Raw genomic sequence first — 22607 nt, 5'->3', positions numbered from 1 at the left:
CATTTGTCTATTAATATGCATAACCCTTATTCATAGCATTTGCAATAGCGCTCTCTAACCACTTGCTGTCAATTTTTCTCGAATTATCATTTACGTTAACACTCGTGTTCATTTTGACATTCGACATTGCCATGATTTCATTGTTTATCATCGCTGCTAGATTATTATGATTCATTCTCTTACTAGCTGATGCCTTTACAGAGATGTTAATGTACTCACCATTTTGATTAGGTGTTATACGGGCCGTAGGGGACCCTAAAGTTTCAGGTGCTACTGGTGCCATCTCTTGCAGGCCTTCTGGTGTTGGTGTATCTTTCATTAGAGCGCTTGTCGCCCATAATTCATCAAATCCTATAGTCCCCATCCCAGCTAAACTTGTAGCACTTCCACTGAATACTTTCTTACCAACAGTCGCAATATCTAATAGTGATTCATTCATCCCATTATGCATTGTATGATGAAGTGGCATTGCTTTATTCAAGAAAAATTCTGGCTCAACAGCTATTCTTTTATCCATTACTTCTTCTACGTTTTGACCTGAACCTTCTGCCTCATCGAATGGCTCTTTTTTTGATTTTGTCATCTTCATAAACTCTGCAGATATCCTCATACTTGTATTATCTATACTGTCAATTGTAGAAAAGATAGCACGAGCTAGAATTGATTTTTCTTGTTCGGCTTTACCAACCCCAGGTTCATCATTCTTAGCTGTTCTCCAGTCATTATATACACCCGTACCTTTACGATTTTTTTCGTATGCTCCAGCACCATATAGATTTCCAAGAGTGAGGTTCTCAGCACTATTTTCTGAGAAGAATGCTTCAGAAGCATTGATTACATCAACTGCTAATTTGTTATTTTCCTTATCAGAATCACGCAATCTTATGATCTCATTCACCACAGTATTTCTTTGTTTCTCATCATTTATTCCAGAAGGAGTTAAAAACACCGCTAAGTTATCTCCACTAAAATTCCCAGAAATATGCTTAACCCTACTCGTTTTTGAAGTTGAATCACTAAAATTTGCAATAAGTTGAGAAATTTCTCTATTAATTTCCGTTTCTAGAACTCCACGTCGCGTCACTGTATCGCTTGCGGAAAACTTATCTGTTGTAAACAAGTCATTGTACTCTTCTGTTTTTCTAATAATAGAAGTATAGTAGCCTTTTAATGTATCAAGGAATTCTGTTTTCTCAACAAAATTAACATTACCAGGTAGTTTCATTGAGTTAATATCCAAAAGAGGAATGTATTGATTTGCTGCAAATTCTGGAAGCTTCAAGTATGCCGTTCCTTTTGTTCTAAGTAAGTGTTCTTGGATTTTCTTACCTTTAACACCAGGATCTAAATTAAATTCCATCAATCCAGCGTTAATAACAGTTTTTCTGTAATCCTCAACATTGAAAGGTTGGGTATAATCAAACTTTTGTGGAATTGCTTCAAATGAATCCTTACTTACATGAAGTACACCATCTTTCATCTTTGCATTTACATCAGTCATTAGCCTCGTACTATTAGGAGTGTAATCAATAACTACATCTCCTGTTTTAGGTTCCCAATTATTTTCATAGTTACCACCAAACTTAACCATTTCATTAAATACTTTTTGTTGTGCTTTAATTTCTGGCTTTACTTTAGAACTATAAACCATATCATGCATAAAGTTAGAATATATAGAGGATTCTCCCGGAACATATAACCCTGTTCGAAAATCAGAATCATCTAATACCCCAGGCTCTTTAACCGTGTTCTTACTATGATTAATTCCACCATGACGATCCCAAGCCTCATAGGCCATTGTGATGTCAGCAAATACTTCACGGTTAAGACCTAACTTCCTCATCCACTTAGATGAAAGCTTCTCACGTCCTTTATAGTCTAGCTGTTTTCCATTTAAACCAAAATTAGAATTCACTACATACTGGCCATCTTTATTAGTTGTTTTAATACCAAGCATTTGTTCAACATCCTTATAGAATGAAGATAACGCTCTTTCTTCAGTAGCATAGTCAGTAGTGATTTTCTTATTCATTACAGAACCACTGAATTGTTGACGAATTTGAGTATCGTAACCACGGATTAAGGCCGGTAAATCAGTAGAACCGTCCTTTTCCACTTGATGAGAAATCACCTGTTCTACCCCTTCTACGCCGTATAAATCACCCATAATATCACCAAGCATTGGGGTCATAGTAGCACGGAAACCACCCTCAGTTACCACTTTAAATCCATGTCCTGTTTCACGTTGTCTACCTAATACAAGCGATTTTTTATTGATGTCATCTACGTTGAAGCCAAGGATAGATACTGTATCACCTTTCTTAAAACGTTTTTTATCAATAATTTTATTTTTGATATTGTTAAGTTCATATTTTCCAAGAGTAAGATGATTTCTCTCATTGAACATAGAATTGATATCAATCTCTAATGGTTTATTAAAAGCGATTCCTTTCTCTTTCCATAAACCATTACCAAGACCTTGTTTTTCAGCTTCTTTTTCAATAGCTACCTCAATATAGTTGTTGAACATTACTTTTTCGGCGTTCATATTGATACGAACCTCATCCATTCCATCAAAAGCCTTCATTAACTTGTAATCCATAAATGCGTAACCTTCACTATTAGAAAGCATCCTTATGTCTAAAGACTCCTTCATTTGTCTTGCTTCTACAGGAGAGATTTGTTTTTTTAATTGAGCTGTGTCAATCATACTCTTATATTTCATAATAGTGTTAGCATCTTCCAGCTTTAATGCAATTTCTTCATTCGTCATATAACCAGTTTGCATTGTAATACCACGAACCTCATTTGCATCATCAAGAGCTTTGAATAAAGCTGATGAAATAAAACTATTTTTTGTACGGAACGATTGATTTTTACCCAAGTTACGTAACACTTTTGATGCAACTTCGTGGTCTACCTTTCGGTAATTGATTAGCTTATGTGGACTCTCTATTGTTTTAGCATAGTAGTTACCTAATGCCATGTAAGTACGAGCGTTTACATTTGTAGTCCCAACAAGCTCTTTTGAAGCTGACCGGTTATTAATCCCAACCAAACTTCCTTTTAGTCCAGAAGCACCTTTTGCAAAATCAAGAAGTTCTCCGGCAATAGCGTAATCTTTTGCCCTCTGTCCCATCGCTTCAAAGAATGTAATTCCTTTTTCAATTGCATTTTGAGCAATAATGTCGGCAGAAGCACTAATTCCTAATCGTTTAGAATTTGCACGATACCATGACTCTGCATATCCTGTGATATCCCATTTGCTTGAAAGGAATTCGTCACTCATAACCGATTTGCTATCAAACATTTCCCTATTATCAAAGTGTAATTTACGACTTGCATCAGTAGGCACTGAATTTATTTGTCTTCCAATACGGTAACGTAGCCCTTGTCTTATTTGAACAAATGCATTATTGCCACCTATACTTTCAGCTCTCTCAGACAGCTCTTTGGCTTTCTTAGAATAATCAAGAATCATATTAAGAGCATCTGTTACCGATGTACTATGATAAGCACCTTTTACACCAATACCAGAACGAATAACAGAAGCTTTTTGGTTTCCACCGTATTTCACCTTCATGTTCTTATCAAAGGATGGAAGCTCAATAGTTGCTAATCTAGGGTTTCGAACCAATTCTTCATATGTCTTTACTTTACTTAAATCCATAATACTCTTCTTACTAGCTAAGATAAGTATAGGATTACCACCGTCCATAAAGCGAATTTGAGTGTTGAAGTATTCGCTGTAAGCTGACATGATTTTATCAACAAGTTCTTCGTACTTAGCAGCCATACCACTTGTCTTACTAATTACGTTTAGATCATTTATTCCATGTGTACCAAATTTTGTCTCAAATAATCTCTTAATACGGTTATCTTGCTCTTTTAAAAATTTCTTTAATGAACTATTACCGTTTAATAATTCGTTAGCATTTTTGTATGAACGAGCATTTTCAATACTTTCACGCATAACATTTGGTAGATGCTTCATCAAACCTTTAATTGCAGTTACACGGCTATCTGTCATCTGATTGGTTACTTCACGAACAAAATTGTCTGTACCCATGTTTTCTATCTTTTCACGAACGAGGTTTGACATCTCAATCAGAGCTATTTCAGTTTTATTTCCCGACATAACTTCCTTCTTCATCTGATTCACAAGATATTTCACATCATTAGAGGCTTTTCTATCTTGTGAAATTTTGAAATTATTAATGATTATTTTTTGCAATTCATCAATACGAGCTAACTTATATGACTTTTCCAGATCCCCAATACGATTCCCTCTTCTGTCGTTAATATAAGAACTGAAAGAAGCTTTAATTGAATTCGTGTCTTTTGCATTAAATATTGTATTGTCTTCTTTAACAAAATTAAAATTAAAAAATTTATTTCCTTTAGCAGTTACTTGAGCTTTATTATCTCCTTTCTCATCTAACTTGTTTTTAATGTGGCGCAGTGCAATTAACTTCTGTTCGTCATTTAATCCTGAATCTTTGAGAGTACTAATAGCTGTTCTCCAGACATCTCTTTCTCCCTCTAATCGTGCGACCATATAAGGGAATTTCATAGCTAATTCTTCTGTCCCACCATTTTTGATAATGTGTAATCTCCAGTCAAAATCTTCTTCAACACTACCTGCTTTATCTAGATAGTGATAGTACTCCTTCATTTTTTTCCATCCATTAGTGTCGAACATTCGTTCATATTCACGAAAAGAAGCGTCATATTTTATCTTTAAGTCACGCAAATTTCTAGAAATTGCATCATCCATTGGCATGAAAGAACTATGAATTTGCTGTGCTAATCCCTCCTGCGTTTCGGACATTAATAAAAGGACTTTCCCCTTTATATCTTTAGAATCAAGCCTTACGCCAAAACCTTTTTTATCTACACCTGTTAACGCTACATCTTTGAGGAATTCTTGAATTACGAAGGTTTCATTTGAAGGGAGTAATGTCTTTAAATTTTCTAACCGAGGTACTATGCTTGCCTTATTTTTACCAATTTCACCCACAAGATTGTATTTGTGTTTATCTTTGTCAAAGTAACCTCTTTGATAAGAAAATAATTCCTTACCTATTTCTAGAGTATTTTTCTTTATTGCTGATGAAGAAAAATCATAAGTAGCAGACTTTTCTGCTCCCTCAATAAATGATTTGATTTTTTTGTGAGTAAACCCAGCAATATCAATATTTGCTTGAATATCATTTTTTGCTAAATGATATAGATATGAAGGGCTTTTCCCGTCAATTGCTACTTTACCCGCTTTAATTTTCCTTTTCGCTAAAATAGCTTGGTAAATATGGTCTTGACGTAAACTAGCACCAGTTAATGAATATGGATTTTCAACTGTTGCAGAGTATCCATGAAAAAAGTCTAGTGAACTTTTCGCTGCATCTGCAAAGAATTTTTTTGTACTTGTGTCCTTTATTATTCCAAGAATGGCTGGTAAATCGTAGTGATGGATATTATATCCTCCTAATTTTGCATTACTAGACATAATATAGCCTTGAAAAATAGATAAGGCATCTTCAAGTTTTGTCCCTTTATGAAACAGGTTATTAAGACCACGTTCAATTACTTCTATTGTATTTCTTGTGAAAGCCGTGTCTGTAGGAAGAACACGTGAATGCCCTAATAGAGACATATAGGATTTCCCATTACTTGTTGCACGCTTAAATTTACTTTCATCAGAATATTTAGTTAGATCCAGTAATATACGATGTATGTCTTGTGAAACTGACATCATCGGATTTTGCTTTAATTTATTAATTTGCTGTTTTAATTGGGAATACGCATCCTTTTCAGGAGCGACTGCCATTGAAAGAATAGCCCCGTTCTTTTTAACAAAGTCTTTTCCATTAAACTTAGTTCCACCAAAAGATAACCCAGTCATAGCAAATAGTTCTAATCCTTTACTACTTCTCATGTGTTTAGGCGTTCCAATTGCTTCTATATCAAAGAATACTACATTGTCTTCATTTTTTAATTTTATAAAAGGGTCTAATGCTTGTTGAGCATTTACATTAAAACTATTTGGAGTACGAGCCAACTCCCAAATACCTAACGAACTTATACGATTATCTTTCGTTAATTTATTATATGTTTGAGCTATTGCACTTTGTCTGTATTTAAACGCTGCACGTTCAGTTTGATTTTCTATTCTAATTTCACCAAAATCTTCTGCTGATTCATAATCGGGTATTAACACCCTGTTTTTAATAGGCACTCTTTTAATATCTTCCATAATACCCTCCTAATAAATAACGGCGCTCGTCTAAAAAGACTGAACGCCGCTTAATGTATTCTAGAATAATGAGGAATGTACTCCCGCATTAAGACCATCTAAAATTTCATTTTTCACATCTTTCATGATGTCGATGGAAGTATTGATTCCACCTGGTCCTTCACCATAAGAAGTAGTTAATTGAACATCTACATCTGATAGTCCCATTCCTAATAACACATCACGCAAGCGACCGATATTAATCAAACTATTTAAAGAGTGTATTGGAATTACTTTTTCTCCTGTTTTTTCCGCTCTAGTTTGATTCTTACTCCAATCACCAGAAGTAGTTGGATTTCCCCCCTTCTTCTGCATAACCTTGATTTTTATACCATCAAGATTTGTGCTTGCGTTCCATCCAGTCCAATTTTCAGTTGGTAGATAATGAGTATTAAAATAATCTTCAATGCCTTCTTGTTTATCTACTTTAAGCCCCCAACTGTCCTGTAAAATTCCTTTTGTGTCTTCAGGAACATATCCTAGAATCTCTTGACCTTCTTTACTGCTATTCGTCTCAAAGAATCGAGGAATATATTTTTGCCCTTTTGGTGTTAAGGCTCCCATTAACGATGTGCTATCAGAGTCTTCAGTCTCACCCATGCTATAAAAAATACCTTTATATTCTTGTCGAGACTTTATAGCCAAGGGTAGGTACTTACCTGCTTGATTAGTTTCTTTTGTAGACGAAATATCTTCTAGTCCATCGAAAAGTTCATTAATTTGTGATTTAACGGCTTCGGTGTCACCATAACCCATTTTTTTAGCCCAGGACAATGTTTTCTTCTTATCTGTTGAGTAGCCTTTTAATCCTTTGTTTTTTCGTTCTTTTCCATCCGTATCATCAAAGAACGCTTCTAAACTTGCACTTCCTTTACTTTGAACAGATTTACTAGATTTATCCAAAATATCGAAATACTGATTAATTTCTCGTTCGCCTTCACGCACTTGAGGAACAAAAACATTATTTAGTCGAGAAATAATTCTTCGTGCACCCATATTTGTGATTTCCTCGCCAGTAATAACTTGATTTTGAGAAACAACCGTATTACCTTCGTATAGCTGGGGCCAAAGTCTCCAATCTGAATCGTATACTTGGTCTCTCTTATAACTTTCAATCGATGTACGTTTCTGTAAGAACATATCGGCTATTTTTCCGGCGAAAGGTATTTTAGGAAGAATATCATGCGTTACCATTTCAATATATTTCCCATCAGCTACCGAGTCGTATGTATTATTCATTCGAGCAACAAAATCTCTAGTAAAACCAATTTTATCTTTCTCACCGAATTTAAAATACTGTGCCATCCAATCAATAACACCTTGGTTATCTTCCTGAGTTAATTTAACTGAAGTGTCAAACTCTTGAACCATAAACGTATGTGTATCGATACTTTTAGGAACTGTTCCATTTTTTTCTCGAATTTCAACATTTGAGAACTTCTTATTGTTCCAATGATATGTACCTTTATTTTCGTAAATCAGCCTTGTAATCTCATCAGAACCTGTTCCATCCAAATGATACTTATCAGGTGTTTCATGTGCTTTACCAAAAAGTTTTATTTCATCCTTCTGTATTTGATCATTAAGCGATGAGTCTAGTGATTCACCTATACTAGGCAAATCATCAAACATCTTATTTAGGATTCGCGAAGAATAAACTTTGTTAGAACCACGAGAAACATAACGCCGACCAATACCTGATAAGGTACTACCATGATTCCCAACTAAAAAATCTTGATGTGGCGAAGTCCTTAATATTGATGATACAAGTGTTTCCCCACGTCCGGAATCTTCGCATCCAACTCCTGTTTTCGTTAAGAAACCAAAGATATCATCTAACTTTGAAGCACTATAAAATTTCTCTTTAAAAAAATCTGATAACTCATCAATTCGACTAATATCGTCAATAACTTGAGTTGATTTTTTTCCGTTTGCTAAAGTATCTCTATTAATATGACTTCCCGCTAACCTTTCTTTCGAAACAGCTAGCCCTTGCCCAACTAGGGGTGATACCGCGTCGATAGTATTTATTTTTGTATTAAATGTTAGATCACATTCATCATCAATGGCTCCAGAACTCTTTAAGTCGTTAATATTAATCTCTGATGCAATTGCTTTTCCAACTTTACTTATGCTACTATCTGAAACTAATTTAGTACTAATAAAACTAACTTTATCTTTATCATTATTTATAACATCTTCAAGGAATACCCTTGCTTCACGAGGCCTTGCATCAATAGTATGAATATTGTCACAACCCAGAAACTCGTTTAATGTTTCTAACCCCTTTATATTCTTTATATCTAATTCAGATAAAATCCCCTTATTTTTTGCAAACTTCTTCACGACATCCGGTGTAAAAACTCCAGTTTCATTATCTAATGCTCTTAAATCGAATTGATGGAATGAACGTCTAAGTTTTTCAATTGCAGAGATACGTACTACGTCGTCATCAAATGTCGGAATCATGAATTCCATTAAGGTTGATAAACTTTTATCCACTGCTGGTTCATTTAAAGATATAAATCCCTTAGAGGGATTTATATACTTCCATGTCCCTCTTACTAATTTTCCAACAGAATTATCCTCGTAAAGTTGCGAGGCATCTCTATCCGTTATCTCTTCTTTATACCCAGAACGAGCATAAGACTTATCCATACGCGAGAACGCACCGAATTGTAATGGTGTTTCAATTAAATCTCCTATGCCAGATTCTGTATAACGAAAAACATTTCCACTAGTATAAAAATGGCCATTATTATTTAATGGATTACGAATATCCTCTTCTTGATTCGTTTTAGTTACACTATCAAATCCTTTATCGCCTAAGTTGCTTGCGAATTTATGAACTTGTCCTGAATCTAATACCTGTAATTCTTCTTTAGATAGACTAGAGTAAAAAGCTTGCCAAGATGTTAGATCCGTCGAATTAGTAATAAATGATGGAGCTTCAACACGTTCCTGGAAAGAATCTATTGCACTAATAGCACCAGCTTTTAAATACCTGTTTTCAATCATTTCACCTGTTTTAGCATGCGTGTATAAATTACTATCAAGAATTATATTTTCAAAGTCGAAAGATATTCCCTTTTTATCTAACAATATATTTAAATCGTTATTGTATTTATTGTTATTTAAGAAATTTCGTAACTTTGCAGTAACATCAATAGATTTTTCATTTCCTTTTTCATCAATGTCATTAATGATTAACCCATACCTACGCTTAGTAGCTATATCAAATTTTTCAGCATCTTTTAATGTAGTGTAATTAAAGCCTGTTTTCTTTAAATAAGTCATTAATGTGTTGGTCTGATTAATTGCATCTTTGATAAATTCGTAAGCATACGCGGTTTCAATTGCCTTAGCTTGGGGTAGTATTGTACCTTTATTTTCTTCAAATATTTTTTTAATATCCTTGTACCACCCAAGAGTTTGAAGCATTTGCTTTTGAAATACATTTCGTTGCGTATCACCTAGGAATTTAACTTTATGAGCATATTTTCCATTTTCCAGTTGCTTTATAAAATCATTAATGTAATCGCCAGGACTATTGAAAATATCTTTATTCTGATTGTAGTATTGGATAAGGGCTTTGAGGATCTTGTCCCCACCATTGTTTTTAATAGAAGATAGTTTTTGAAGTTTTTCAAGAATTTTATTTTGACGGAATAATTGAGTAGCTTCGTATTCAAATTTGTTAAAACCCCACATATTTCTTTTGTGGAATTCGTTATAATAACGAGTAGTGTATTCCATATTCTTTTGACTTAGACGCTTATTAAGTATCTGCTTCTTTTTAATATTTCTACGGATATAATTTTCTAATTTTTTATACATCTTCTCCTGTATATAACCATCAAAACCACCGCGTAACTTTCTACTAACATAAGCAGTTTTACCAAGACCATTAGATTTCCTCTGCATAAATGCTCCTGCATCGGATACAGTACTGTATTTATAATTATCTTTACTTAACGCAACACTACCTGTAACTGCTACGTTACTAGATAAATGAGATACGGACTTACCTATCATAGAAAAATCGCGATATTCCATTACCCCTTCCCCTATAAAAGAACTTGTTTTGGCTATATTTCTAAGCACATGATTTTTCTCTTTCTCTTCACCCATATAACGTTTATCGACCATACGTCTTCACCACCTTACGGCTACTGTTGTTGAGTTTCTTCTTCACCCAATAATTTTAATCCTCGTATATTTTCTAATAACCATTTAGCTTTTACATAATACTCTGCTGTTTTAGCCATTGTCCATGATTCAATTTCGCTTAATGGGATATCTTGGAATGCTTCTTTTATTACTAATGGAAGTTGATTTTCTACTTCTTCCATATGTTTTTCCCATCTAGCTATCATAATTTTAACTTTTTGAGCTTTTGTGTAACCTGACTCCTCTAAGATAGAAAGACAGAGAATTTCTGGAACACCTGCAAAAATATCTAACGAGTAATCTTCAATAATTGGCTCTATAACGCAAGTTTTACATATATACTCAGTTCTTTCAAAGTCATCATTGTATACTTCCTGTGCAATTTTCAATTCTTCTTTGCTTAATGCACGGAAGAAAAATATGACATTGTTTATTTCTTGCATAAAGATATGCCCATATTTCTCATGCCAAATACGTAATTGCTCCTTGAAACCTACCTCTTCTTCATATGTTTCAAATTCAATAGGTAATTCTTTTACCTTGTCATCTAATAAATTAGGATCGATTAGCATGTTTTTTCCTCCCTACAATAAAAATAGGAGGCGATAATACGCCTCCTCCGCTCTTAGCTTAAGCGCATTGCGCCTGTTTTTGCTGCGAACCCTGACTTCTCTAGTACCAATTCGTGTAATAGTGTCGGGATACCAGCTTTACCATTTGTCATTTGCATGAAACCATAGTTAGCAGGGAAAAGAACTGCTTTTTCGCAGATACGCTCTTCTTTATAGAAATTATCTGCATTTGGAATTTTAGCAATATCTTTGTATTCTTTACGCTTAATTGGTCGCCATACAAAAATGTTTTCCTCATCAAACTCAGTTAAGTATACTTCTCCTGCATACATAGACTTCCATTTTTCAAGTTCGTTATAAGTCGGGCCACCTGGGAAGATTTCTTGTTCTGCTTTTGAAACGTCATCTTCATCGAATTTGTCTCCTACTTTAACAACCGAAGTTTCTTCTTGAGTACCCTCCATTAAAGCTTCTTCTTTTTTAATATGTTTTGTCATTATACTTCCTCCTCTTTCTCTCGTTAATATAAAAATTTAAAAGTTAAAATCATTTAGTCATATAAATCCCATAATTAAAATTAGTACGCTTTTTGCACATTCCCCGAGATATCTTTTGCTATAAAAGTATATACTTCAGAAATAGGGTTCCCAGACGGATCTACTCTTTGAGAAACACCTGTTAATTGCACTCCAACTATTGTTTGAACGGTCTTGTAGCTTCCAGTCCCTCTAACAGCACAAGGATTATTTCCATAAGTTAGTAAGATATTAAAACCATGTTCTTTCAAATTCCTATTTTTTTCATTTTCATTTGTGCTATAAAAGAATGTATCAGTTCTACGGCTATCTATTAACTTTGAAGAGTTAGAGTTTGTTCCCCATAGTGCATTTTCATAATCATCTGCTAATGCTTGAAAATTACCTATAAGGTCTTCAACCTTTGTATTTTTATGGGCACTTTGACCATTTTCACCATTAAATTCTGCTAGGCTAAACCACTCATTTTCCTCTGTCATTTCAGAACTTAAACTATTAAGTACCGTTTGTAAATAACCAGCTTCTTTGAAGTTAATAGAAAAAGAACCTTGAACCAACCTGTTCCCTCTAGCTACCTTATCCCAGGTATAAGAAGCATATCCGAAGATTGGTGCTAATTGTTCCTGCATTGTCCATTCTATTTCTACAATTTCATCTATCCAGTTATCTCCAAAGTAAATTCGGATATCTGTTCCTGAGTAATAATTTGCATAACCTCTTTTAGATTTACCTGCCGGTGTATAAGCCCCATTACTCATATCTCTTACCACCCTTCATCAAAAACATCTGGTTTCATTGTTTCGATATCTAGAGCAATGAATTCCATTGTATTTTCTGTAATCATGTCTTCAACTGACATTGTTTGACCTTCTGAAATAAGGTTAACTCCATATATCACCAATTTAGAAGATTGCCCATATTCATTCATAAAGTTAATTGTTATATCAAATGGTGGTAGCTCGTCACTTTTATTGATAGGACAACTGTTCCCATTCACATTATGATCTTTCATAATTTCGTATAATACATGGCGGTCAAACACCGTAAAGATTAAGCTTCCTGCTACTGTTCTTGCACCACGGACAACACCTTTAGCTGCAATTTGTCCTAAAGCAAATACTGGAGCTGTCGGTCTATAAACAGAATAAGAGATTGTTTGCAATTGACCTAGTACTACAGATTTACCACCTTCAGGGGTTACAACAGCAACAATATCTGTACCAGCAAAACTCGTATAAGTCTTCTGATATCTACTACTCATGAAGACACCTGCCTTTCTATTTTTCTATAAATAGAACATAACCACTCGATAATATTTTTGCTACCAAATACAAAAAGAGATGCCGAAGCACCTCTTTAAGTTTTTATTATTCTACTTCCCAATCATCTTGTGGACGCATTTCAACAATATTACGAGCAATGAAAGTACAAGCTTTTTCTGTAGTGTTGTCATCTACACTTAAGCCCATTCCTTCGTTAAGAATCTCTACACCGTAGATTTCCATTTTACTAGCTTGTCCATATTCGTTAAGGAAGTTGATTGTGATATCAAATGGAGGGATTTCGTCGATGAAGTTGGCTTTACGCTTTGTCTGCCATCCCTGAACTAAGTCATTACGCTGAGTTAAAGCTGCAGCATTTGCATCAGCATCTAATACCTGAGTAGAGCTACTAGCAAGTGCATCCGTTTGATTTAAGCCATGACGGTGAACAGCAGCTTGTTGCTTAAGATTAAATAGTGCATCACGGTCGAAGATAGTAAATACTAAACTTCCTGCAATACCACGTTTCGTTTACACCGTCTCTTTCGAGATATTTTAACTCTGTTTTACAGACGGACTAGACTATATCTTCAAGTTGATAACACACTTCTAAATACTTTTCTTTTTTCCTTTTTAAAAACATTTTTTAAAACACTAAGCCATCATGGTGTTGTAAAAATTTTAATTTTTTGCTTGGGAGTTCTGTTTCAATCGGTTATCCGGACAAAGAATATCTCTTACATCTGAGGCTTGCATTTCTGCAATATACCAGTATTCTGGTGAATTGATGTTTTTAATAAGGTTATTTTTGTAATTATATTTTGATGTGAATTCGCCCATTAAAGCATTGTCATCTTACATGGACGTTCAACTTGCTCCGCACTAATAAGTCTCATTACCATTTCAGGTAGTACACTCTAGTCGTTGAACCTTCTCCATCCTTTCGGAACAGGAGCTTGGCTGCTGATTGCCCATTATTTTCTACGCCATAAATTTTTCAATTCATAACATGAATATAAATATCTTTTGTTTTTTCAACATTCACGCTTACCATTTCTAGTTACGTTGTAGTAACAAAAGCTTTAGGGGTTTCCAGCAGTTCACGGAGTTTGTCATTCTATGTCACCATAGAAAGGTGGCTACATCTCAACCACGAGAGAAAGATTTTGGGTTTGGATCACCCATTACATACACAGGTCCTTTTTCACGAGTAACTGAGTAAGTAATAGCTTGTAATTGGCCAACTACCTGTCCATTAAATGTACATACGATGTCAGAGCCACCGTAAGTAGTGAAAGTTTTACTATAGCGAGAAGCTGTTGTACTCATAGGTTAATAACCTCCTGTTATTCTTTTATATAAGAGAGGGGCATTTGATCCCCTCTTCTCATTAATAGTTCTTACTGGCTAAGTCCTTGTAGCATATACTCAGGAGGAGTTAAGTTAACTTGAACTTGTACACGACGTAATTCAAATGCCGGGATAATTTCTAAAGTTACAGTTACCTCATCTAAGTATACTCCAAGGTTTTCAATTGAGAATTTGTATCCTTGAATAGCGCCTGCTTCGCGTATTTTCTCTAATGCAGACTTGATAGCAGTGTTCATTGCGTTGTATTGTGGCATTTCATTTGCTTCACCAATAAATGGTTCTACTGCTTCACGAACAACTTGGATAGCAAGCTGGGTAATACGAAGAGTAGATAAACGAGCAAAGTCACTTTCACGTACTTTTCCAGCCATTACAATAGATGGCGCAGTTGTGATTCCGTCTGTAACAACTAACTGATTTGAATCTTTTAAACGGAATGTAACGATTTTCTTACTAGTTAGTTTAGAAAGTTGGCGAAGAGAGTAATCAAAACGGATAGCTTTAACACCTTTGATAGGTTTATTTGTAGGTGCACTTTCTTTTCGAAGAGTTGAAAGTAGTGCAGCGTAGTGAGTCGCACCATTTACATAGTGGATTGAGTTTGTTGTTGGCATGATTACTCCCACTTCAGATCCCACTACTTGAAGATAAGGTGAGATTTCTGTATCAATCTTAGATAATTCTTCCACATATTTTCGGATTGTAGAAACCTTTGTATCTACTGGAGATTTAACTCCAATGTATCCAATCGCAGCTGATTTCATTAAAGTTTTCATTGAACAATAATCAGCAACTGTTTGAGCGAATGAGCCACGGTGAATTACACCAAAGCTTGTTTTCTTCCATGTTGCTACTTGCTTATCTAATTGAAGACCAGCCGCTGTTGTACCAGCTTGGATAGAAGCAGGAGCATCGAAGTAAAGGACAATTTTACCACTGTCTTCTCTCACATTAACTTTAATACCAGTTGCATCTTCATCGATAACAGCCTTCAAGTCTTTTACCAAGTCAGCTATTGTTAATGAACTACCATTGTAAGTTTTAGCAGGAAGCGTAAACGTTACATCTTTGCCATCAACCTTTACTACTAGCGTATCGCTTGTACCAGTTTTGATTTCTACTGGGTAATTAATAGCGTGAGACTCCATTACATAAGAAGAAGTAACCATTCCACTAATATAAGGGAAATCTTCAGAGTTTGGAACTTCAGGGAAAAACTCACCAACTAAGTTAGTAGCTTCGTCCTCAAGTGTAACCCCTTTAAGAACTACGTGATCCACAGTGAAATCAAGTAGGTCACTCATTAGCATGTCGTAGAAATAGATGAATTTTCGGCGCATACGAACAGCTTCTGTAGAGCCAACTAAAACGTCTTTGAATTTAGCTTGGGCTTCTACTAGTTGGTTTCCTGCAGCCACATAGGCATCAATTGCATATTTCTCAAGTTCAGCAGCACGCTCTAAGCTGATTTCTTTAAGGGCTACTAAGTAAACCATTCTAGCTCCTGCATCAGTAGCAGCTTTCCATTCTGCAGCAATTGGGTTAACTTCTCCTGCAACATAGAAGTCACCGAATCCAGCTTGTACAAGTTCAGTTGAACTACGAATTAATACTGGTTCTTCAGGAGCATCTTTCGCAAGAGATGGAGCAATGATTAGGATCGATTCTGATCCGCCTCGTTCTGGGACAATTAAGCCACCATCTTTTAGTGTGACATTAATGCCAGGAAGATTTTCATAAAGCATAGGTTTGCCTCCTCTTTATTTTGTTATATTTGAAAAGCGACAAGCGCTATTCATCCAGTTGGATTTTTTTGTTTCTTAACGTTTTTGTGGTTTCCTGAAGTTTCTGTTCTACGACATCTATCACACGAAGGATTTCTACAGAAACTTCTGTTAATTCTTCAAATTTAGCAAAATAAACAAGTCTACGAACCTTACTAGCATTACTTATATTTGCTTTTGATAAGTCTGTTTCCATCTTTACGAATTGAAGTTCTTTAAGCCCCTTCTCTTTAAGGAATCCCGTGAATGTTGCAAGCGTTTGACGAAACTCCTTTGTGAGCTTGTCTACTCGCGCATTGGTTTCTTCCCAAATCTCAAAAACAACTTCTGCATCAAATACCTGACCATAAACCTTAGTTGCAGGTGGTAGAGTTCCTTTAGGATCTTCATTAAAAGCAAGGTAACGTTGACGAGGTTTAATTTCTCTGATGCTTTTACCAATTAGTCCTGGTTGCATTAACTTAAGGTAATGAATGATAACTGGATATGCTACAGGCTTGTCAACTGTCACAGTTGGTTCTTCCGGGGTAAAGCTTCCCCACTGAGTTCCCCAAGCAGCATCTAGTAAATGCTTTATTGTCTTTGTCATATCTTCATAGTCCATAGAACCATTTGCTTGGGTTGGCTTATTGATTTCTACTGCCATGAAACACTCACCTCACTTGACGAAATATAAGTAAAGGAAGTTCTAACCGTTTCAATCTCACCATATAACTCAAATGAAATAGATAGAGTAAGATTTTCTTGATCATAATGTAAGACTTCCATTTTTATATCTCTGTAGATTGGATGATCTTCTGCAAGACTATCAATGAAGGCATCAACTTGCGTAATGATAGATTGAAGTAATACGAAGCTTAATGGTTCCCCAATGTATTGATTAAAGAATCCAGCAATTCGATTAACATCGTAACCTATACTCCGGAGATAATGAGGTTTTGAATAAAATTTGTTTTGAGGGTAAAGATTTCTTGAGGAATAAGGAACAAATCCTTTTTTAATTGATGGTACTATACATATATAACCACTACTTGTTAATTTAGCAACTTCCACCTTTTTGAGTTCTCTATTTTGTAATGTATTTATGTTTAGTAGTTGTTTATTTGTAGCTGAATTATAGAAATTCGGCAGTTTATATCGCATACAAGCATAATTTGCTGCAACTGGCATAGAGGAATATTTAGGGTTCTCAGAGTTTTGTATACCAACTACAACTTCTATGTGCTCTAAATGACGATGTTCTTCTGTATTAATAGAAGCTTTTTCTACAAGTGATTGCACTTGAGTCTCGTATGTATCTTCTCCTGTTACCGTAAAACGACTTTTAGAGAATAGATCAGAGCATAAAACAACTGAGCAGAAAATAGATTGTTCATTTGTCTTAGTCTTGGCAAATTCCCCGAATATAGAGGATAGCTGCCCAGGTGCTTTCTCGTAAGGTATATCTGTAAATAGGAGTGTATCTACTTGAAAACTACTTAATTCTCCTGTAAAGAAAACCTCACTTCCATCTTCAGCAATAAAACTATCTTTTAATAGCTGTAATTGCATTTGAATCTTATCTTCTGAGTCTGGATTGCTATGATTACTTACATAATGGAAGCCATCATCCGCTCCAGTAAATCTAACGTATTTCTCAGAAGCACATAATCCTTTTATTGGAATTTGATTAATAACTTCTACATCAACTTCTCCCGACCCAAAATAAAGATCTTGTTTGATAGCAAAAGCTAAGTCATCTACTCCTTTATAATCAGCAAACAGGTATGAATAACTAGTGTTTATGCCTTTAATAATCATATACGTCGGAAATAGGTGAATAGCTATGTTATTTGACTCATCTGTTGCTTCAAATGTTTTAAATCGGAAAACTGGAGTATTAAGTTCATCATGATTAACAACGCATTCTCCATGAGACCCATTTAACCGAAGGATTAGTGGGGTGATTCCGTATTTTTTTGCCATTCTTACGTTCTCCGTCAGGCGACAATCACCAAGAATATAAGATGGCTCTATGTTATCTCGAATAATAAAAGGTGTCCCTACTGGCCCATTTAAAGAAAAGCCCGCTAATACTAGAAAACGAGTATTCTTTTCCATATGAGAAGGGAAAATAAGTTGATTGTACGTATACATTCTTACCCCTCCATTAAAATATTGTATTGTTTAAAATCTTGTATTTCTGAAATGCAGATAGCACGCATCTTACTTCTTACAGATTCTACCTTAGTATAGTAGATTTTGTAGATAGTTTATTACTTTCCTAGATTTTAAGTATGACCCACATTTGTTATTTCCATATACCTTCATTTTCATAAGAAGGTTGTCCGCATTTATCCCAATCTGCTTCTACATTTAATTGTTTTACTAATTATTAAGTTTTGTTGCAAAAACACCTTCTACTTACTTTTAGTACATCCCAATGGTATGTTTTTCAACGATAAAAAAATAATTCATCTCGAGATAAACTGAACAATCTGGATTCACCTCTTAGGTCACTTTATTTTCTTTGTCTAATAGTCACCATATTCAAAAGGAATAGAGCCTCCTATAAGTTGGCCAGCGTTTTCTCATCTATCCTTATATGGATTAGGATGAAGTAAACCTCTTTTATAGATACTCTGATACCAAAGAATAACCTGCTCTTGCATTTTCCTTGTTTAATGTTTTATCGATTTTTTCTTTTCTTACTTCGTATTCAGACATATACATTGCATATACATCTTGTAGAAATGAGTCATACTGTTCTTGTACAAGACTTAATCCTCCAGCCATTTGATTTAGGAATGATTCCACACCAGGTGCCTTGCTTGGAGATTCCAAATGTTGCAATGAATCGTACATGTTTAGGTACATCGTATTTCGAAGTTCCAATGCCATTAATAATTCATCGTGCGCACGCTTTTTACGAGAAAGATTGTTAATGTTTTTTAACACGTCTCGATATTGTTTCTTATCTTCAATTTGTTGATTAAGTTGTAACTTCAATGATAGCTGAGTTAATTTGAGCAAATCGGTAAGTTGTTCTTTTGTAGAAGCCTGATTTTCTAATAAATTCATAACCCCTTCACCATCAATCTCGCTACCTATAGCTAATCCAAATTTAATAGATTCAGAACAATCTTGTGAACCTATAAGAAGACCATCTATAAGAGAACTCACCTCATTAAGTGTCTTTTCTTTACGAACCACAACGTCATAAGGGCGCTTTGTTTTTGTATATTCCTCACTTATCTTGAAGAATTCAGGTGAACCGTACTGTGTTTTTAGGGCATCATAATATTTACGCTCGTTGTTCCTATAGAGGCTTGTAACTTGATCAAACCATTGTTTTTGCTTCTTAACTGCTTTTTCAATTTGCTCAGTAAAACCGTTATTCTTTTCTGGTGTCTTAGGAATATTTCCATCAAGATAATTCTTTAAAACAGTTTCTTTAAATAGGAAATATCCTTCCTCTACTATCGAATGCAACTCTTTTAGATCTTCATAAAATTCTAACTCTAAGCTGCCCTCCACATCTTCTGCGTACGAATGAACAATATCTTGAATAAGTGAATTTGCAGGTGCTTCTGGATTTTCAAATGTTTTCTGATATGTTTCAAAGTCAATGAAACCTTCGTCCCCTATATCTTGTTCAAAAAATGGTTGTGACTCATATACCTTCTCAAGTTCTTCTATAGAAATTGGAACTTGTAAGCCTTTCATTTTTTTCTCAATATATTCAATAAGTTCATTAATAAGCTCTAGTGTACCTACAAATTTATCATATTGTTTAGCTGGCTTTTCTTCCGGAATAAACGAACCATCTTCATCAAATTCCTTTTGATCTTCCTCTATGATTTCTTCTGTTGGTAAATTAACAGTAAAAGGCTTATTTGGTTCATACTTTACGCGTGGTCTGTATTCAATAATGGAACGCTCTAATTCGGTATCCAGTTCAACTTTTTTTCCTAATACTTCATCCATATTGTTGTCCTCCTTCGTATAAAAAAAGCAACAGGCCCACTGCGGATACCTATCGCCTTTATTACCATACTCCGCGGGAAGGCATATTCATATCGGAACCATGAATACCTCAATCCCAAACTTTGCAAGCTCTTTTTTAAATTAGGTGGGTTTGCTTTCTCTATTTGTTCTAAATCATTAGAACTAACTGAACGTTCCTGCTGTTTACACAAATTAATAGATATTTTCCTTACCTTCGTTATTTTCATAGTGTTTGATATATTAATAAAAATTATAAATTTAGGGTATTTATTAACGAACACTAATAATCCGAACAATAATCCCTTTAAAACATGTTCGTCTAAGTAAATGCGGACTTACCTACTTTATAATCTCCTTAGCTGAATTACCTGATGTAAACTTCCCTTTAGAAATTTTAACACGGCTAATAAATTGAAATTCCCCAAATAATATATCTGTTTTCCAAAACTATAGTCTTGTATGACGAAAATCGTAAAGATAGTATTGAGTAACAACAACTTATGTAACTACTCAATTTTTATCCATTCAATAACTATAGCAACTGGACTATTATGAGTTAGTAATGTAGTGTAGTTGTAACCAATGCTCGCTGCTCCGTCAATATATTTTTATTAAACACTTAAAACTCAGCAAGTACCTCATGTTCAAAAGCAACCCTAGTAAGGTAGTATGTCCTCAGATTCTAAACGTTTTTTATTCCTTTTTACGTCTTTATGCATTTTCATTTAAGTCTATGTTTTGAGGAATGTCCCTCTTCGGCATATTGGAGTAAATAGGATGATAGATGCTTCTTTGATAATGATGAAAATAGATTCAAAATTTTTATCACTCATGTAATCTACTTCTGCTATTTTCTTAAAAAACGCTACTATTTTATTATTTCCTCATGAACTGTTCATACTCTTACATGATGCGTGACTCTATCATCTCCCCTAGATATCATAATGCTCTGAATCAAGATACTTCAATTACCCGTATGGACTCATTTTTGTTGACGCATTTCACATCCAATGGAATAGTCGTTGCACCTTGTTATTGATATTAGGAACGCACTCTATATAGCCTCAGATCAGGGGGTTATTTCCTTTTAAAAAATTAGAGTTTCCCTATGTTCACCACGTTACCAGCAGGAATGATTACCTGAAGGGGCGTTACAAAGTTGTTATATATCGTAAAGATGTTAGACATCATAGTAACAACACTTACTCTTTTTTTCATTTGTGTATTCAATTACTATCTATGCTAAACATTTGTACATGGACTAAATACAAGAATATCTTCAACTACTAAGTTATGAGTCTCTGGAACAAAGATATCATAAGTCTGTCTCTTACCATAAGGAATGATTTCTACTACTTCTTCCCATAATACATGAGATTCAATTAAGTAATGTAACATTGCAACTTGTAAATTCTCTGCATATTCACGAGCATTACTTAAAGAGATACCTTTTTCTGTACGATAGCGACGATTACCCTTTCCTACCACTTCAGCTTTCGTCATTCCTTTAACAATTCGTTCCTTTTCAATGTATTTCCATACTTCTTTAGGGAGTGTTGGTTCAGAAGGTTTCATTTTCAGTGCTCTTTGTTGGACTGCTTCATAATTACGCTCTGGTGTAGCTAGATGTTCGAGGAATAATAAAATAGAGGAACAGTGATAAACCATAAGATGGTAATAAACAGAACCGTTCATTTCTTTTTGAAGTAAATTCGTTTGGATACCAAAACGTAATAGTAAGTGTTTTAGGTCTAATGCAAAATTTCGACACTTAGTAGCATACCCAATTTCACTAATACGTCCGGCGCAAAACCAACCACCTGCCGAATACAGACTTCCTAAGAAGAACGCTAAGTGATTTCTATCCAATTCGTAAATAAATGAAGGGATTTTTTTTTCTTCTATCTCCTTATAAAACTCAAAACTTCTAAAGTCCATTAGATAGACTGTCGCCTTCTTATGATGCTCATAATACGTTGTAATACCAATTGCCTCACAAGATTTTTGCAACGACTCACCAACACCTTCATAACGTACTTGGAAGCTAATACTATTCTTATTTAAACGCCCCGCAGCGAGCATATATGCAAGAATTCGAAGTTTATTCTTTTCTACTTGTTTTGTGCCATACACAGTTAAGATCTTAGGTGTAGCAATTCTTTCTCCGATACGGAGTGCATCTACTTCTTTCCATCCATCGACTGTTAGTACTGGATGATTTCTTGTAAGGGTAACTCGTGCCCCATGTTTTGTTACAACAGCGAACGTATCTTGAACACCGTTATCTTCAATGGAAAAAGCTTTACTGTTCTTTAATTGATAGAACTCATTCAATGTTAATAATGGTGTAGCGATACCATCTAGTTGGGACTGATAAAGCTCTCCTATCGACTTATATTCTCCCGTGTTAGGATTTATAATTCGTTGGTTTTCTTCTATACATGTGCCGACACGTTCACCATAACGTAAACCTTCGCGATGATGTGACTGTCGAATAATTTGCTCTTGATACCAACTTGGACTCTCCCCTAGGTGATGTTCTCTCCTTTGAACAGGATCGTGAATAATTTGGAGCATTTCACGTTCAAGATTAATAATTTCACTCATATTTCCAATCCTCTTCTCTAATACCT

The 22607-nt window shown here is 34.8% G+C and carries 13 protein-coding genes; all 13 read right to left on the bottom strand.

What is annotated here, in order from left to right; all coding sequences use genetic code 11:
• Window positions 1-10 precede the first annotated feature (10 nt).
• The gene (locus ACTFN4_RS11810; protein WP_439962326.1) at window positions 11-6253 is read right to left on the bottom strand and encodes a hypothetical protein; all 6243 of its coding nucleotides are present in this window, start codon (window positions 6251-6253) and stop codon (window positions 11-13) included.
• Window positions 6254-6313: 60 nt separating this feature from the next.
• Window positions 6314-10441: a hypothetical protein gene (locus ACTFN4_RS11805; RefSeq protein ID WP_439962325.1), complete on the bottom strand. Its 4128-nt coding sequence runs from the start codon at window positions 10439-10441 to the stop codon at window positions 6314-6316.
• Window positions 10442-10461: 20 nt separating this feature from the next.
• A complete protein-coding gene (locus tag ACTFN4_RS11800) occupies window positions 10462-11034 on the bottom strand; it encodes a tail chaperonin (protein ID WP_166572381.1) in 573 nt (190 codons plus the stop codon).
• A gap of 53 nt (window positions 11035-11087) precedes the next feature.
• A complete protein-coding gene (locus tag ACTFN4_RS11795) occupies window positions 11088-11531 on the bottom strand; it encodes a hypothetical protein (RefSeq protein ID WP_000160472.1) in 444 nt (147 codons plus the stop codon).
• Between the two features lie 80 nt (window positions 11532-11611).
• Window positions 11612-12328 carry a hypothetical protein gene (locus ACTFN4_RS11790; RefSeq protein ID WP_000064652.1) on the bottom strand — a complete coding sequence of 239 codons (717 nt, stop codon included), beginning with the start codon at window positions 12326-12328 and terminating at the stop codon, window positions 11612-11614.
• A 5-nt stretch (window positions 12329-12333) separates the two neighbouring features.
• On the bottom strand, window positions 12334-12831 hold the full coding sequence (locus tag ACTFN4_RS11785) for a hypothetical protein (RefSeq protein ID WP_000098836.1): 498 nt from the start codon (window positions 12829-12831) through the stop codon (window positions 12334-12336).
• Window positions 12832-12937: 106 nt separating this feature from the next.
• Window positions 12938-13075: a hypothetical protein gene (locus tag ACTFN4_RS11780; protein ID WP_000409223.1), complete on the bottom strand. Its 138-nt coding sequence runs from the start codon at window positions 13073-13075 to the stop codon at window positions 12938-12940.
• A gap of 903 nt (window positions 13076-13978) precedes the next feature.
• Window positions 13979-14161 carry a hypothetical protein gene (locus tag ACTFN4_RS11775; protein WP_000108095.1) on the bottom strand — a complete coding sequence of 61 codons (183 nt, stop codon included), beginning with the start codon at window positions 14159-14161 and terminating at the stop codon, window positions 13979-13981.
• Window positions 14162-14232: 71 nt separating this feature from the next.
• On the bottom strand, window positions 14233-15948 hold the full coding sequence (locus tag ACTFN4_RS11770; RefSeq protein WP_000965155.1) for a hypothetical protein: 1716 nt from the start codon (window positions 15946-15948) through the stop codon (window positions 14233-14235).
• A gap of 46 nt (window positions 15949-15994) precedes the next feature.
• A complete protein-coding gene (locus ACTFN4_RS11765; RefSeq protein ID WP_000257578.1) occupies window positions 15995-16633 on the bottom strand; it encodes a hypothetical protein in 639 nt (212 codons plus the stop codon).
• Entirely contained in the window at window positions 16624-18123 is a 1500-nt protein-coding gene (locus tag ACTFN4_RS11760; protein ID WP_000288990.1) for a hypothetical protein, read from the bottom strand. Before ACTFN4_RS11760 ends, ACTFN4_RS11765 begins: the two co-directional genes overlap by 10 nt.
• Window positions 18124-18597: 474 nt before the next feature.
• Entirely contained in the window at window positions 18598-19953 is a 1356-nt protein-coding gene (locus tag ACTFN4_RS11755; protein ID WP_025966528.1) for a hypothetical protein, read from the bottom strand.
• A gap of 1263 nt (window positions 19954-21216) precedes the next feature.
• A complete protein-coding gene (locus ACTFN4_RS11750) occupies window positions 21217-22581 on the bottom strand; it encodes an LAGLIDADG family homing endonuclease (RefSeq protein WP_166572379.1) in 1365 nt (454 codons plus the stop codon).
• Window positions 22582-22607 lie beyond the last annotated feature (26 nt).

It is taken from the genome of Bacillus cereus group sp. MYBK95-2 (genome assembly GCF_051915225.1).
Classification (GTDB): Bacteria; Bacillota; Bacilli; order Bacillales; family Bacillaceae_G; genus Bacillus_A; species Bacillus_A cereus.
The sequence above is the reverse complement of the archived record's forward strand: the minus strand, read 5'-3'. Positions and strand labels throughout refer to the sequence as shown.